A 15,737-nucleotide genomic window follows, 5' to 3' on the forward strand; every position below is an offset into this window, starting at 1 on the left:
CCCTGAATGATCATAATGTTAAGCAATCTGACGCATATCAATAACGCGTTTTGCCTTCCCTTCCGAACGCGGCAAAGTCAGTTCATTGACCACTTCAACCGTCACCGAAATACCAATCATGGTTTTGATCCGCTGCATTAACTGCTGAGCCAGCTGCTGTGCCTGCAGGTTGCAGTTATGGCACATCTCGGTACGAATGTGCAAGGTATCCATGTGACCTTTCTTGGCGACCAGAATTTCGTAGTTTGGTACCAGACTTGGAACCTGTAGAATCTGTTCTTCAATCTGGGTCGGGAATACATTTACACCACGAATGATCAGCATGTCGTCGCTGCGTCCTACAATTTTATCCATACGGCGCATGGCCAGATTCTGGCCTGCCAGCAAACGGGTCAAATCACGGGTACGGTAACGGATAATCGGTAAACCTTCTTTGGTAATGGTGGTAAATACCAGTTCGCCCAGTTCGCCATCCTTACATACTTCACCGGTTTCCGGATTGATGATTTCAGGATAAAAATGATCTTCCCAGATGGTCAGTCCTTCGCCTTCATCCAGACATTGCATGGCGACACCGGGCCCCATAATTTCTGACAGGCCATAAATATCCAGTGCCTTGATATTCAGGCGCTCCTCGATCTCGCGGCGTAACTCTTTTGACCAGGGCTCAGCTCCAAAAATACCCACCTTTAACGAAGTATTACGTGCACTCCCTAATTGCTGCTCGAGCTTTTCAATAATACTGACACAATACGATGGCGTGACCATGATTGCGGTTGGTTTAAAGTCCTGAATCAGTTGTACCTGTTTTTCGGTCTGTCCACCTGACATCGGAATCACAGTTGCACCCAAGCGTTCAGCACCATAATGTGCACCTAAACCACCGGTAAACAGGCCATAGCCATAAGCCACCTGAATCATGTCCTTGGCACTCAAGCCCGCCATGCGTAAACAACGCGCTACGATATCCGACCAGGTATTGATGTCTTTTTGGGTATAACCCACGACTGTTGGTTTACCTGTCGTACCTGAAGATGCGTGTAAACGCACAATTTGCTCTTGCGGAACGGCAAACATGCCAAACGGATAGTTGTCACGTAAATCCTGTTTGGTGGTAAATGGAAACTTGGCCAGATCATCCAGTGTCACAAAATCATCCGGATGCACGCCTGCATCATCAAACTTTTTCTTATACACCGGACTATTGGCATAAACATAAGCCAATGTCTGTTTTAACCGTCGGGTTTGAAGTGCTCGCAACTCGGCAAGCGTCATTTTTTCTACATTGTCTGTCATGAGGCTATCCACTGCCTGTTCTCCTATTTCGTTATATTATTTGAACCGTTTCAATAAATTCAGGGTTAACCTGATCAGGGGTGCCACTGTCTGCATCTCATGCCTTGTTGTTTAAAGCGCTTGAAGCGCTCTTGCGCTAGCCGATAATGCAATGCATCCCAGATTGCCCGTCTACCCTATGCTAAATTTTCTAAAATCAGGGCAACACCTTGTCCGACACCGACGCACATGGTGCACAGTGCATATTTGCCCTCACGTTTTTTCAGCTCCCGGGTTGCGGTCATCACCAGACGCGTACCACTCATTCCCAGCGGATGACCCAGTGCGATTGCTCCACCATTCGGGTTAACACGTGTATCATTATCACTCAGTCCCAATTCACGCATACAGGCCAAGGATTGTGCGGCAAATGCTTCATTCAGCTCAATCACATCCATCTGCTCCAGACGAAGGCCTGTCTGTTTCAACAGTTTCTGTACTGCGGGCACTGGTCCAATACCCATATATTTCGGTTCAACCCCGGCACTGGTCATCGCCACCACGCGTGCCAAGGGCTTTAGGCCATGCGTATCGGCAAACTGACGATTGGTCAGCAACACACACGCCGAGCCATCGTTCACACCTGAAGCATTGCCAGCCGTGACTGAACCACCCTCTTTACGGAAGGGTGCTTTCAGTTTTGCCAAACTTTCCAGAGTGGTATCGGCACGCGGATGTTCGTCCTGTGAAAAGACAGTGATATTCTTTTTACGATCGGCCAGTTCAACAGGTAGTATTTCCCCCTCAAAAAAGCCGGCTTGTTGTGCCGCAGCCACTTTTTGCTGGCTACGCAGCGCAAATGCATCCTGATCCTGACGACTGATACGGTATTTTTCAGCCACATGCTCAGCCGTTTCCGGCATGCTGTCAGTCCCAAACTGTGCTTTCATCTTCTTATTGATAAAACGCCAGCCAATAGTGGTATCAAAAATCTCGGGACTACGTCCGAATGCTTCGGTTGGCTTGGCTTGCACAAAAGGTGCCCGACTCATCGACTCGACCCCGCCCGCCAGTACAAATTGTGATTCGCCCGATTTGATCGATCGTGCCGCCAAACCTACTGCATCCAGCCCTGAAGCACAAAGACGATTCACCGTCATAGCAGGAACTGCCTCTGGTAATCCCGCCAACAAGGTTGCCATGCGTGCCACATTACGGTTATCTTCACCCGCCTGATTGGCACAACCTAAAAATACTTCATCTAAATCCTGCCAAGGTAGATGCGCATGTTTTTCTTTTAAATGTTTGATCGGCAATGCCGCAAGGTCATCGGTACGTACCGAACTCAAAGACCCGGCATAGCGGCCAATCGGGGTACGGATAAAATCACAAATCAAAACCTCTTCCATGATGACTCCTGCTTATGCAAATGCGGTTAAATCTTTTGAATAATCGAGCGCCAGACTTTGCTGCTGTGCTACATATTGTTTGAGATAAAGACTTGCGCGATATTTTTCTTCGCCATAGATGGCATATAAATTATTTAAGGTCTGTAGCACATAGGGTGCGCCCAGCTGCATCATCCATTGATACGGCCCCTTAGGATAATTGACGCCATAGCGCATGGCATTATCAATATCTTCCATCGTGGCAATCCCGTGCAGGCTGGCCTCGCAGGCTTCATTGATCAACAGGACAATGGTACGCAAGGTTAATAATGCAGGATGGTCGGTAATCCAGATCACATGAATCTGGGATTGGGCAAAAAGGGCCTCCACCTTGGCCAGATCGTCGGTCTGGCATAACCGGTTATGACTCAGTACCACCGCTTGCGCCTGTGCAAAATCATGATGCCAGTCCATCAATACCGTTTTACGGCTTAGATAGTTCAGGTTGGCCGATTCGCCCTGACTTAAACGCAGGTCAATTTCATCTATCTGAATGATGTTTTCTTCATGTTCAGCCCCGCTATTGAGTGCCAGGCGTGTGAGTAACTCAGGTAACTGAGACCATGTGCCTTTAACCTGAAGCTGTGCTTGAAAAGGTGTGGTACTCAGGGCTTGAGGTTGAAATGTCGAATACTGATTTTTTTCATCGTAGTGATAAAAACCCTGTTTGGCCTTGCGTCCCCATGCGCCTGCATCAACCAGTTCTTTCTGAATCAGGCTTGGACGGTAACGCGGCTCATAAAAGAACGCTTCATAAACACTTTGCGTCACAGAAAAATTCACATCCTGCCCAATCAGATCAGTCAGCTCACATGGACCCATGGCAAAACCACCACACTGCTTTAAGGCATAGTCCAGCTGATCATAGCTGGTGACCTGTTCTTGCAGCGCCCGAAATGCTTCTGCATAAAATGGACGGGCAATCCGGTTCACAATAAAGCCAGGTGTCGATTTGGTCAGCACCGGAATTTTTTTCCAAACCAGCATCAAGGCTTTTAAGGCCTGACATAAGGCCACTGGCGTTTTTAAACCTTGGACAATTTCAACCAGCTTCATCACTGGTGCAGGATTGAAGAAATGCAGCCCCACCACACGTTCAGGCTGTGGAATCCCGGCTGAAATCGCAGTAACCGAAATTGAAGAAGTATTGCTAGTAAAAACAGTCTGTTTACTACAAATGCTTGCAAGCTGTTTAAATACGGCCTGCTTGACCTCCAGTTTTTCAACCACGGCCTCAATTACCAGCTCCGCATCAGCTAAATCGTCTATACCATCGGCAATACTTAAACGGGAACATGCCTGCTGAACCTGCTCATGCGTTATTTTGCCTTTTTCAACCAGTTTGGCAAAAGTCTGGTTCAATCCGACGACCGCCTGTCTGGTCTTTTCACGATCAAGGTCATACAGAATCGTAGCGTGACCATTCATGATCGCCAACTGGGCAATCTCGATTCCCATGGTCCCCGAGCCAATCACGGCGATTTTGGCATTAGATAAATCAAAACTCATCATGCTTAACGTCCCTGAAAATTTGGCTCGCGCTTATTCATAAAGGCTTGAACCCCTTCACGATAATCTGCCGAACGGCCTGCAATACGCTGAAAATCGCGCTCTAAATGCATCTGTTCATCAAAACTATGGTTGCTGGATTGATGCAGGGCTTTTTTGATCAGTGACAGACCAAATGTCGGTTGCTTGGCAAGACGTTCTGCCAGTTCTGTGACCTTGTTTTTCAATTCTGCATCTTCGGCGACATCCCAGATCATGCCCCATTCTTTGGCGGTTTCAGCAGGTAATTTGTCACCCAGCAACGCCAGCCCCATGGCACGCGCATGACCGACTGCACGTGGCAGGAACCAGGTTCCGCCCGAATCAGGTACCAGTCCTAAACGGCAAAAGGCTTGCACAAAGCTGGCAGATTTGGCTGCAATCACCAGGTCACAGGCCAAGGCAATATTTGCCCCGGCACCCGCCGCCACGCCATTTACGGCACAGATCACCGGCTTCGGCATATTCACAAGGGTTTTAATGAGCGGGTTATAGTAAGTTTCAATCGAATAGCCCAGATCAGGTGCCGCAGCATTTGGGTCAACCACACGATCCCCCAGATCCTGTCCTGCGCAGAAACCACGACCTTCGCCGCTGATCACAATACAGCGCACTTCCGGTTTTTTCGCCCACAGATTCAGAACCTCAGCCACCTCACGGTGCATCTCGACATTAAAGCTATTCAGAGCTTGCGGACGGTTAAAGGTTAGGTAGCCCACCGCATTTTTTTCTTCCACGATAATATTGTTATAGTCCATCACTCACCTCTAAACACTGGTTTTCTTTTTTCAAAAAATGCATTAATGCCTTCATTTCGATCTTTGGTGGCTGCCAACCAGACAAAGTTTTGCCGTTCGGATTTCAGTCCCTGACTTAATGTGGTTTCATGAATACTTTTGATCGATTGCTTGATCACCCGAATTGCCAAAGGCGCCTGTTTGGCAATCTTGCTTGCCAGTTGAATGGCATATTCCACGGTGAGCGCAGCCGGTACCACTTCACTACAGATGCCATGTTGCTGTGCCTGCTGAGCCGAGATCATCTCACCCGTCATGGCCCAGCGCATGGTCAGTTGCTGGCCTACCAGTCGGGCTAAACGCTGTGTCCCGCCTGCGCCGGGTAACATCCCCAGACCAATCTCGGGCAAGGCAAATCTGGCATTGTCGCCACAAATGACCATGTCTGAATGCAACACCAGCTCAAAACCTGCACCCAGCGCATAACCATTCACTGCTGCAATGATAGGTTTGCTAAAACCGTCAATTTTCTGCCACAGCTTTGGACGAATATCGAGCTGTAAGGACACCGCATCCATTGCCGCCAACTCGCTCAGGTCTGCACCCGCAGCAAAGCAACTGCTATTGCCGGTTAACACAACCACTTTCACTTGAGCATCGTGTTCAGCCTGTTCCAGCAAATCACATAGTTGCTGCAAGGTGGCATTGTTCAAGGCATTGCGTTTTTCCGGACGGTTCAAGCTCAGCAGCATGACACCCTCAAGTGGTGTTTCAACCTGAATCAAGCTTTGCATAGCCGTACCTCTACTCATCAAAGCTCAAACGCACATTGGCGCCTTTGGGTAAGGTCTGGCAGCTCAGCACATAGCCTTTTTCCACTTCATCCTGTTCAAGGCTATAATTCAGGAACATATCCACTTCACCTGACAGTACCTTGCAGCGACAGGTTGCACAGACCCCACCTTTGCAGGCATAAGGCAAATCTGCACCCGCACGTAAGGCAGCATCCAGAATACTTTCGTCTTCTTGTCCAACCGCAACAATCAACTCTCGTCCATCGAGTACGATATTGACTTTTTCTTCCTTGCGGCTGGCATCGGCTTCCGCTGGACGTTTACGAATATGCCCGGTATTAAAACGCTCGGTATGAATGCGCTCTTTAGCCACCCCGTAATCCGGTAACAGGCGTTCAACCGTGTCCATCATTTCATCAGGACCACAGGCAAAGACATGATCAAAGTCTGGTCCTAACACGTCATGTTGAAATAACTGCTTGAGTTTGTGTTCATCAATTCGGCCATTCAGCAACTCGCTGTCATTGAATTCTCGCGAGAAGATATTGATGAGCTGAAAACGTTCTTTAAACTGGTCTTTCAAATCCATGATCTGCTCGGCAAACATGGTCTGTTTCCACGAACGGTTGCCATATAACAAGGTAAAATACGCCGAGTCTTGCTCGAACAGCACCTGTTTGATAATCGACAGAATCGGGGTAATGCCACTGCCCGCTGCAATGCCCAAATACGCCTGACCGCCGGTTCGCGCCGCTTTCTGGAAAAACACCCCTTGCGGTGGCATCACTTCCAGCACATCACCTACTTTTAAATGTTCATTGGCCCAGTTGGAAAATTGGCCCTGCTCAATCTTTTTCACCGCAATGCTGATGTCTTCTTTTGGCGCATAACTACAGATTGAATAGCAACGGCGGATTTCTCCTGCCTCGGTTAAATGGCGAATGGTCAGATGCTGTCCTGGCTGAAACTGGAACTGTTGCTGCTGTTCAGGCATCAGATCAAAGGCAATGCAAATTGCCTGATCGGTCTGTGGGGTAATTGTTTTTACTTTTAGTGGGATAAATTGGCTCATGGCTGATTTCCTTATCCAAGACTTTAAATACATTTAAAATAATCAAAGGGTTCAAGGCAGTCCTGACATTTGTACAAGGCTTTGCAAGCGGTGGAGCTGAACTCGGTTAACAGTCGGGTATTACGGCTCTTACAATGTGGGCAGACCACACCATCACTCAGATGCACATGCGTTCCGCAAAGCTGGGCGGTGCCTTCTGGTGGCGCAATGCCATAGGCTTGCAGTTTCTGTTTGCCTGTTTCCGACATCCAGTCCGTGGTCCATGCTTCTGATAAATCAATGATGACTTTTGCAGGAATCAAGTCTGCTGCGGCCAGTGCTTCGACAATCTGTGCCTTTAATAAGTCGGTGGCCGGACAACCGCTATAAGTTGGTGTCAGTCGAACAGTGATTTCTTGCTGTTCATTGAGTTCCACACCACGGATCATGCCCAGATCCACCACCGACAGCACCGGAATCTCTGGATCGCTAACCTTGTGTAAAACATCCCAACATTGGTCAATACAATGACGAATCATGTGCATGGCGACACTCCTTGCCTTACCAGGTCATCTCGGGATAACTGCGTTGAAGCGATTGCATTTCAGCCAGCAGATAACCCAGATGCTCGGTATGCAAGCCCTGTTTGGCACCACGGCGATAAGCACCGTTTGCAGGAACGCTGAGTTCAAAACGCTTTAATTCCGCTGCAACGATCTGATCCCATTGCGCTTTTTCACGGGTTAAATCGGGAATAATGCCTTGCTCAACCAGTGTTTTTTCTTCCGCAGTCAACTCGAACAGTTCAGCGCTAAAGCGCCACAAATTGTCTAAAGCCTGTTGTACACGTTGATGCGCCTCTGCTGTGCTGAGACTTAAACGCTCCATCCAGCTAGTCGAGAAACGAATGTGATACTTGGCTTCTTTTAAGGATTTCACCGCCAATGCCGCGACTTCTGGCGTTGCCGATTCAGCTAAAGCTGTCCATAACAGCACATGGTAATGATCCATCAACCATTGACGCACGATGGTTTGTGCAAAATCACCATTCGGTTGTTCGCATAATAATAAGTTCAGAAACTCGCGTTCATTACGAAAATAGGCCAACTGGTCTTCATCACGCTTTTCAGCCTCGTATTGTCCCGCCAAGGTTAAAAAATTCCGGGATTGACCGAGCAAATCCAGACCGATATTGGCCAATGCAATATCGATTTCCAGCTCTGGCGCATGACCACACCACTCGGCCAGACGTTGTGCCAACACCAGTTGACTGTCACCGATATGTAATAAAAACTTCGATAAAACCGTGTTATTCATTTGCATACCCCTTACATGTGCTCAATGCCATCAGGGATATGGTAAAACGTCGGATGACGATAGACTTTGTCCAGTGCAGGTTCAAAAAACTCGGCTTTTTCATCCGGTTGCGATGATTTGATCAGTTCTGAACGTACCACCCAGATACTGATACCTTCATTGCGACGGGTATAGACGTCACGGGCATGTTGCAGGGCGATCTCGTCATCCGGTGCACGTAAACTGCCCACATGACGATGGCTCAAACCCTGCTTACTGCGCACAAACACTTCATAAAGCGACCAGTTGTTGTTATTTTCCATTGCGATATCCTTAAATTTTTCCATCAATGCTGTTTTAAGCGACTTTACCGACTTGGCTGTGCTGTTTTTTGGCGTAGACTACGGCTGCATCACGCACCCACTTGCCATTTTCCCAAGCCTTGCGGCGTGCCTCGATGCGTTCATGGTTGCAAGGTCCACGACCTGCAATCACTTCATTAAATTCTTGCCAGTCAATCTCGCCATAGTTGTAATGCCCCGTTACTTCATTCCATTTCAAGTCTGGATCAGGCACCGTTAGGCCGAGTTGTAATACTTGTGGCACGGTGTTATCGACAAACTTCTGGCGCAATTCATCATTACTAAAACGCTTGATTCCCCACGCCATGCTTTGCGCACTATTTGGAGAATGCTCATCACTCGGGCCAAACATCATCAATGCCGGCCACCAGAACCGGTTCACTGCGTCCTGCGCCATCTGTTTTTGCTCAGGCGAACCATTGGCCAAAGCCATCATGGCTTCAAAGCCCTGACGCTGATGGAAACTTTCTTCCTTGCAGATGCGCACCATGGCACGTGCATACGGCCCGTAAGAGGTACGGCATAAAGCCACCTGATTGACAATCGCAGCACCATCCACCAACCAGCCAATCGCCGCGACATCTGCCCAGCTCACTGTTGGATAGTTAAAGATCGATGAGTACTTCATTTTCCCATCAATCAGTTTTTCCATCATCTCATCACGGTCTGCCCCGAGGGTTTCAGCCGCACTGTAAAGATAGAGACCATGCCCGGCTTCATCCTGCACCTTCGCCAGCAATACCGCTTTACGTTTTAGGGTCGGCGCCCGGGTAATCCAGTTACCTTCCGGCAGCATACCGATAATTTCCGAATGACCATGTTGACCAATCTGGCGGATCAGGGTCTTACGATAGGCCTCGGGCATTTCATCCTTGGCTTCGATGGTGATGTCATTGGCAATGTTGTACTCAAACTTCTGAACATTATTTTCCATTTATAAATTCCCTACAGGATTCCACCCTTAAATCTATTTTTCGATACACACAAAACAAAGTCAATCAATATTTTTGTATCAAATTAAAAACAATTACAAAATCAGACACAATGTATTGTTTTAATTATTTTTATTAAAAATAATTCAAATTTAACTTGGCTTTAAAAACAAAATAAGATTGACTTTTAGCGCAATCAATATGAAATTATGAATCATATTTTTAGTATTTCTATAATTGATGTATCAGATAAAAATGGAGTTTGATCATGCTTGAACAGGCACAACCAGAAGAAATCGTAACGGACATGGCATACCAAAACCCTAAACAGCTCAGCAAACTGGCGTCTTATGTCTATGGAATCTGGCATAGCAGCCCTGAGGAGGCACGCACCGTTGTACATGCGGTTACGGGTGAGCCGATCTATACCGTCAGCAGTCACGGCATCGACATGCAGCAAGTGGTGCGATATGCCAAGCAAAATGGTTCAGAGCTGGCAAACTGGACTTTTCATCAACGAGCCCATGCCTTAAAACAGATTGCCCAGCATTTACTTGAACAAAAAGAACAGTTTTACAGCTTGGCGCATGCCACTGGTGCAACCCGTAAAGATGCCTGGATTGATATCGAAGGCGGGATTCAGACCTTATTCGCCTATTCAAGTCTGGTGCGCCGCGAACTCAATGATGAAAAAATGATTACCGAAGATAGCTGGATTCAGCTCTCTAAAAACGGTACTTTTGGTGCCAAGCATATTTTAAGCCCTAAAGCCGGTGTTGCTGTGCACATCAATGCCTTTAACTTCCCGATCTGGGGCATGCTGGAAAAAATTGCACCAACCTTATTGGCTGGCGTGCCATGTATCGTCAAACCTGCGACTGAAGGCGCCCAGCTGACTCAGGCGGTGGTTGAGGCGATTGTTGCAACAGGCCTGTTACCAAAAGGTTCACTGCAACTGATCTGTGGTCAAATTGCTGACCTGTTTGATTATTTAGGCCCGCAGGACTGTGTGACCTTTACCGGCTCGGCCTATACCGGACAAAAGCTGCGTAATCATCCACATTTAAACAAATATTCAATTCCATTCAGTATGGAAGCCGATTCGGTCAATAGCGCAATTCTCAGTCCAGAAGCAAATGAAACAACGCTGGACCTGTTTGTACGCGAAGTGTTCCGTGAAATGACCACCAAAGCAGGACAAAAATGCACCGCTATTCGCCGTGCCTTTGTACCTCAGGCATTGCTTGAAGCCGTGCAGCACAAACTGAGCGCCAAACTGGCAAAAGTCGTGGTGGGTGATCCACAAAAACCGGACACCACGATGGGCACATTGGCCAGCCCAAAACAAAAGCTGGATGTGGCAGCCAAAGTGGCTGAACTGGCAAAAGAAGCCCAAATTGTATTTGGAGGAGACAGCACATTTAAATTGAATGCCGACCATCCAGAAAAAGGCGCCTTCTTTCCACCCACACTCTTACGATGTGAAAAACCATTAGAAGCGAACTTGGTACATACTACAGAAGCTTTTGGCCCGGTATGTACCTTGATGCCTTATCAATCCATCGACGAACTGGCTGATCTGGTGGCGCGTGGTGAAGGCAGTCTGGTAGCCTCGGTGGTAAAAAATGCAGATGAAAATATTGAACAGATCATCCAGAAAATTGCACCATGGCACGGTCGTGTTCATATTCTGGATGAAGAATCTGCCAAAGAAAGTACCGGACATGGCTCTCCACTGCCGCACCTCGTTCACGGCGGGCCTGGTCGTGCCGGTGGTGGTGAAGAACTGGGTGGCCTCCGTGCAGTCAAACACTATATGCAACGTACCGCAATTCAAGGTTCGCCCAACAGCCTGACTCAGGTCACGCATTCATGGACTGCAGGAGCCAATATCAATCAAGACCGAGTCCATCCATTCAAAAAATCATTTGATGAACTGGTCATTGGCGAGCGTTTACTGACTGCACGCCGTACCGTGACCGAAGCCGATATTGTCAATTTCGCCTGCCTTAGTGGTGACCATTTTTATGCCCATACCGATAAAATCGCTGCGGCAGACTCATTCTTTGGTGAGCGTGTGGCTCATGGCTATTTCATTGTCTCGGCAGCAGCCGGATTGTTTGTGGATGCCGCCCAAGGCCCCGTGATTGCCAATTATGGTATGGATAACTTGCGTTTTGTGGAGCCGGTTAAAATTGGTGATTCGATTCGGGTTGAACTGACCTGTAAGCAGAAAACACCGAAACCGCAAAAAGATCCATCTCAACCTGAACATGGCGTGGTAGTCTGGGATATCAAGGTGAAAAACCAGCGGGATGAACTGGTGGCAACCTATGATATTTTAACTTTGGTTGCCCGCGCAGCTTAAAATTAATGCTTGATGGATACCCTTAACGATCCATCAAGCCCATTCAAAATAGGCTGTGTTTACCCTCAGTTTAATGCAGGAAAATCCATGAGCGCTTATATCATTTTGATTCGCAAAGAATTAAAAAATAAAGATGAAATGAAAACCTACACCACCTTGGCACGTCAGGCCAGTCAGGGTTTTTCAGCTGAACCAATTGTTTTTTATGGACAATCGATTGCGCTGGAAAATATTGAAAGTGATGGCGTTGCCATTATCAAGTTTAGCAATATGCAGGAAGCACAGGACTGGTATCACAGCGATGCCTATCAGCAAGCCAAAAAGCATCGTGATTTGGCCGGTGACTATATCGTCATCTTAACCGAAGGTCTGGATTAATCCCAGACCAAGCAATAACGGATTGAATCGACTGAACAATAAAGCGATTCAGGTTGACTCAATCCCCTGTCATTTAAGTCAATCTTATAAAAAATTATTTTCTTTCTGCTTTTTTAAACCAATAAAAAACAAATAGATAAAAAGCATTCAAGGCTCCTTTTACCCTTTATCTTTCTCCACTTGCCCCGTCACACAAGACATAGTCTTTTAAGCTTGGGCATGTCAGCATAAATTTACAACCATCCTCCAGGATATAACCATGTCAAACATGATGAATAAGGCTCAAGGTTTCGGGCTGTCACTGATTACCAAACTCGCAGGAAGCGAAGTACTTGATCAACTCAAATTAAGAAAATTTGTAGAAAAATCACTCTACCAAGGTTCAAAGACCGGCTTTAAAGTCCTGAATAAAACACAAAAAGCATTTAAGCCGCAACCTATTGATAAACAACGTTTACCAAACCAGACCAACAAGAACCTGTTTGATCTGAGCCTGACTGAAGAACAGCAAATGACGGTTGACGCGATGTCACAATTTGCTGAAGAAGTGCTATACAGCCTGGCGCATGAGGCAGATCATCATGCCCAATTCCCTGAACAGTTGTGGCAACATCTGGTTGATTTGGGACTTAACTATTACGCTTTGCCAGAGGCATTGGGTGGTGTGGCAGCAGAACAAAATATTGTCAGCAATATCCTGATTGCAGAAAATCTGGCTAAAGGCGATTTCAGTTTAACCGCAGGTTTGCTCAGTACCTTTAGTGTTATCAATGCGATCACTCGTTGGGGCTCAACCCAGGTACAATCGATGTATTTACCTGTGTTTGCAGAAGATAGCGACGTCACCGCAACTTTTGCCTTCCAAGAAGCAACACCGGCATTTAACCCGTTTCAATTAAAGACCAAGGCCATAGAAGCCAATGGACAGTTCTATATCACCGGAGAAAAAAGTCTGGTCATTTTAGGGGATATTGCAGATGTATTTTTGGTCAGTGCAGAGTTGAATGGCCAGCCGGACATTTTTGTGGTGCAATCCAATGAAACAATCGCGATCAAAGCCAATCCGGCAATGGGCCTGAAAGCTGCTGAAACAGCGACACTGCAATTCAATCAGACCCCGGCATTACGTTTAGGCGATGCTGATTTTGATTACACCGCCTTTGTCGATCTGGGTAACCTGATGTGGTGTGCCATGGCCGTCGGCACCTGTGAAGCCATCAAAGCCTACTGTATTAAATATGCCAATGAACGTACTGCCTTCGGTGAACCTATTTCACATCGCCAAAGTGTGGCCTTTATGATCGCAGATATGGCGATTGAAATTGATGCCATGCGCATGCTGGTGCTCAATGCGGCAAGCCTGGCTGAGGCAGGTCAACCTTTCCACCGTGAAGCCTATCTGGCACGTCTGCTTTGTGCGGAAAAATCCATGAAGATCGGAACAGATGGTGTTCAGATTCTGGGTGGTCATGGCTTTACCAAAGAGCATCCTGTTGAGCGCTGGTATCGGGACCTGCGTGCGACTGCAATCCTGCATTCTGGCCTACATGCCTAATTTTGGAGAACAATAATGAATTTACAAAATCCGAAAAAATTTAAAATGCTGGTAGATCAGGCACACGAAACTGCGCTGAATGTTTTACGCCCTATTTCACGTAAATATGACAAAGCTGAACATGCCTATCCCAAAGAGCTGGATATGCTGGCGGCTTTACTAGATGGTATGAATGAAAGTGGTGAAGGTGTCGGTGCAGCCAATGCCAGCAAACGTGGTACGGTAAACCCGGATACGGTTGTGAACGGCGGCAATATGTCCGCAGCGCTCGGCATCATTGAAATGTGTTATGGCGATACGGGCCTGTTACTGAGTATGCCGCGTCAAGGTCTGGGTAATTCTGCCATCGCGGCAGTTGCCAATGATGAGCAACTTGAACGTTTCAAGGGAACCTGGGCAGCAATGGCGATTACAGAGCCGGGTTGCGGTTCTGACTCGGCAGCAATTCGTACCACGGCGACCAAAGACGGCGATGACTATATCCTGAATGGTGAAAAAATCTTTGTCACCTCAGGTGAACGTGCCGACTCGGTGGTGGTCTGGGCCACGCTGGATAAAAAATTAGGTCGCGCTGCGATCAAGTCTTTTGTGGTTCCTAAAGGCACACCAGGCATGAAGGTCGAGCGTCTGGAACATAAACTGGGCATTAAAGCTTCTGATACTGCGGTCATCAGCTTTATTGACTGCCGTGTTCCTGCTGCCAATTTATTGGGGAATCCTGAAATTGACGTGGCTAAAGGTTTTGCAGGCGTCATGGAAACCTTTGATAACACCCGTCCACTAGTCGCTGCAATGGCAATTGGCTGTGCCAAAGCCTCATTAGAGCGCATTAAAGAAATATTTAAAGATCAGCTTGACCCAGACTATGCAACGCCCTACTTACAGGCGTCAAACCTGGCGGCACAAATCTATCGTATGGAAGCCGAATGGGAAGCTGCGCGCTTATTGATGATCAAGGCAACCTGGATGGCAGATAATAAAAAGCCAAATTCCAAAGAAGCCTCCATTGCCAAAGCCAAAGCAGGTCGTGTTGGCAATGAAATTACGCTGAAATGTGTCGAGCTGGCTGCCAGTGTCGGTTATGGCGAAGATGAATTACTGGAAAAATGGGCGCGTGACTCAAAAATTCTGGATATCTTTGAAGGCACGCAACAGATCCAGCAATTGATCATTGCCCGTCGTGAACTGGGTAAATCATCGAGTGAACTGAAATAACCTGGCTTGCACTGGAAAAGACGTTAACGTCTTTTCCAGCTTTTAACGTCTATAACAAAAATATCTTCCTATGTCGAAACTGCAAAGATTTAAAGATCCCTTCATATCCATCCTAAAAAATATATTGATTGTGATCCTTATTATTTGTTCTTTTATTTTTTTTGCCTGTTTAAGCCTATATATGTGGTATCGCTACCAGCAAGCTGACTATATCAAGACAGCATTTAAACAAATGACCTCAATCAATCAATATATTTTTCTGCCTATCAAGTTGAATGATCCGGTTATTCAATATACGCAGCAAGATATTAATATTCGCAAATTTGTCACCATCTATCGACTCGATACACCGACAACCAATCAAATCAAGGCTCAATTTCTAACAAAACCCAGCCTATTTTTTGAAAATAAAATGTTTAACTGTATCAAGCCGACGCTTAAAACCAGATGGCGTTTTCCTTATCTGACTTTTCACTACGTTCACCCACCTGAGATGTTTAAGCACCACCATGATTACAAAGTGCACGATTCCTTTATCGTGTATGGGACAAATAAATATATCAGGCAAATAGAAACAATATGTGCAAAGCCGCAAAGCTTATATATCTATCAAGATCAGCAACAATTACTCACGACACTGGACTCGTTTAATCAACCCCATAATATTCATTTTAATGAGGTAGATATCAAGCTCAATAGCCAGGAAAAGCTGTTATTTATAGAAATGACATTAACCAGATAAATGCTAATTCGAAATCCAGTTTAAGCATGAGCTAAA

General features: G+C 46.7%; 15 protein-coding genes. 5 read left to right on the top strand and 10 right to left on the bottom strand.

Going from position 1 to position 15,737, the window contains the following annotated elements:
• Nucleotides 1-18: 18 nt before the first annotated feature.
• The 10 genes from paaK to paaA all read right to left on the bottom strand — a co-directional run bounded on the left by paaK (nt 19) and on the right by paaA (nt 9,445).
• Nucleotides 19-1,308 carry a phenylacetate--CoA ligase PaaK gene (paaK, locus tag OC23_RS08595; RefSeq protein ID WP_038344182.1) on the bottom strand — a complete coding sequence of 430 codons (1,290 nt, stop codon included), beginning with the start codon at nt 1,306-1,308 and terminating at the stop codon, nt 19-21.
• 164 nt (nt 1,309-1,472) lie between these two features.
• Nucleotides 1,473-2,684, bottom strand: coding sequence for a 3-oxoadipyl-CoA thiolase (gene pcaF / locus OC23_RS08600; RefSeq protein WP_038344184.1), 1,212 nt, complete (start codon nt 2,682-2,684; stop codon nt 1,473-1,475).
• A 12-nt stretch (nt 2,685-2,696) separates the two neighbouring features.
• Nucleotides 2,697-4,235, bottom strand: coding sequence for a 3-hydroxyacyl-CoA dehydrogenase (locus tag OC23_RS08605; protein ID WP_038344185.1), 1,539 nt, complete (start codon nt 4,233-4,235; stop codon nt 2,697-2,699).
• A 2-nt stretch (nt 4,236-4,237) separates the two neighbouring features.
• Nucleotides 4,238-5,029, bottom strand: a complete 792-nt coding sequence (gene paaG / locus OC23_RS08610) for a 2-(1,2-epoxy-1,2-dihydrophenyl)acetyl-CoA isomerase PaaG (RefSeq protein WP_038344186.1) — start codon at nt 5,027-5,029, stop codon at nt 4,238-4,240.
• Nucleotides 5,029-5,802, bottom strand: coding sequence for an enoyl-CoA hydratase-related protein (locus OC23_RS08615; protein WP_038344187.1), 774 nt, complete (start codon nt 5,800-5,802; stop codon nt 5,029-5,031). Before OC23_RS08615 ends, paaG begins: the two co-directional genes overlap by 1 nt.
• A 10-nt stretch (nt 5,803-5,812) precedes the next feature.
• Complete coding sequence (paaE, locus tag OC23_RS08620) at nt 5,813-6,874, bottom strand: 1,2-phenylacetyl-CoA epoxidase subunit PaaE (RefSeq protein ID WP_038344188.1); 1,062 nt, start codon at nt 6,872-6,874, stop codon at nt 5,813-5,815.
• Between the two features lie 23 nt (nt 6,875-6,897).
• Complete coding sequence (gene paaD / locus OC23_RS08625) at nt 6,898-7,398, bottom strand: 1,2-phenylacetyl-CoA epoxidase subunit PaaD (RefSeq protein ID WP_038344189.1); 501 nt, start codon at nt 7,396-7,398, stop codon at nt 6,898-6,900.
• Nucleotides 7,399-7,414: 16 nt separating this feature from the next.
• The gene (paaC, locus tag OC23_RS08630) at nt 7,415-8,170 is read right to left on the bottom strand and encodes a 1,2-phenylacetyl-CoA epoxidase subunit PaaC (protein ID WP_038344190.1); all 756 of its coding nucleotides are present in this window, start codon (nt 8,168-8,170) and stop codon (nt 7,415-7,417) included.
• Between the two features lie 11 nt (nt 8,171-8,181).
• Nucleotides 8,182-8,472: a 1,2-phenylacetyl-CoA epoxidase subunit PaaB gene (gene paaB / locus OC23_RS08635; protein WP_004807366.1), complete on the bottom strand. Its 291-nt coding sequence runs from the start codon at nt 8,470-8,472 to the stop codon at nt 8,182-8,184.
• A gap of 34 nt (nt 8,473-8,506) precedes the next feature.
• Nucleotides 8,507-9,445, bottom strand: coding sequence for a 1,2-phenylacetyl-CoA epoxidase subunit PaaA (gene paaA / locus OC23_RS08640; protein WP_038344192.1), 939 nt, complete (start codon nt 9,443-9,445; stop codon nt 8,507-8,509).
• A gap of 266 nt (nt 9,446-9,711) precedes the next feature.
• Here paaA and paaZ point away from each other — a divergent pair, with 266 nt between their 5' ends.
• The 5 genes from paaZ (at nt 9,712) to OC23_RS18570 (ending at nt 15,701) form a co-directional block, all read left to right on the top strand.
• Nucleotides 9,712-11,811 carry a phenylacetic acid degradation bifunctional protein PaaZ gene (gene paaZ / locus OC23_RS08645; RefSeq protein WP_038344194.1) on the top strand — a complete coding sequence of 700 codons (2,100 nt, stop codon included), beginning with the start codon at nt 9,712-9,714 and terminating at the stop codon, nt 11,809-11,811.
• Between the two features lie 87 nt (nt 11,812-11,898).
• Nucleotides 11,899-12,189, top strand: coding sequence for a DUF1330 domain-containing protein (locus OC23_RS08650; RefSeq protein WP_038344195.1), 291 nt, complete (start codon nt 11,899-11,901; stop codon nt 12,187-12,189).
• A 268-nt stretch (nt 12,190-12,457) separates the two neighbouring features.
• On the top strand, nt 12,458-13,744 hold the full coding sequence (locus OC23_RS08655) for an acyl-CoA dehydrogenase family protein (RefSeq protein WP_171194775.1): 1,287 nt from the start codon (nt 12,458-12,460) through the stop codon (nt 13,742-13,744).
• 15 nt (nt 13,745-13,759) lie between these two features.
• Nucleotides 13,760-14,959 carry an acyl-CoA dehydrogenase family protein gene (locus OC23_RS08660; protein ID WP_038344197.1) on the top strand — a complete coding sequence of 400 codons (1,200 nt, stop codon included), beginning with the start codon at nt 13,760-13,762 and terminating at the stop codon, nt 14,957-14,959.
• A 232-nt stretch (nt 14,960-15,191) separates the two neighbouring features.
• A complete protein-coding gene (locus OC23_RS18570; protein WP_152607814.1) occupies nt 15,192-15,701 on the top strand; it encodes a hypothetical protein in 510 nt (169 codons plus the stop codon).
• Nucleotides 15,702-15,737: the final 36 nt, after the last annotated feature.

The sequence above is a fragment of the Acinetobacter sp. A47 genome (assembly GCF_000805455.1).
GTDB lineage: Bacteria > Pseudomonadota > Gammaproteobacteria > Pseudomonadales > Moraxellaceae > Acinetobacter.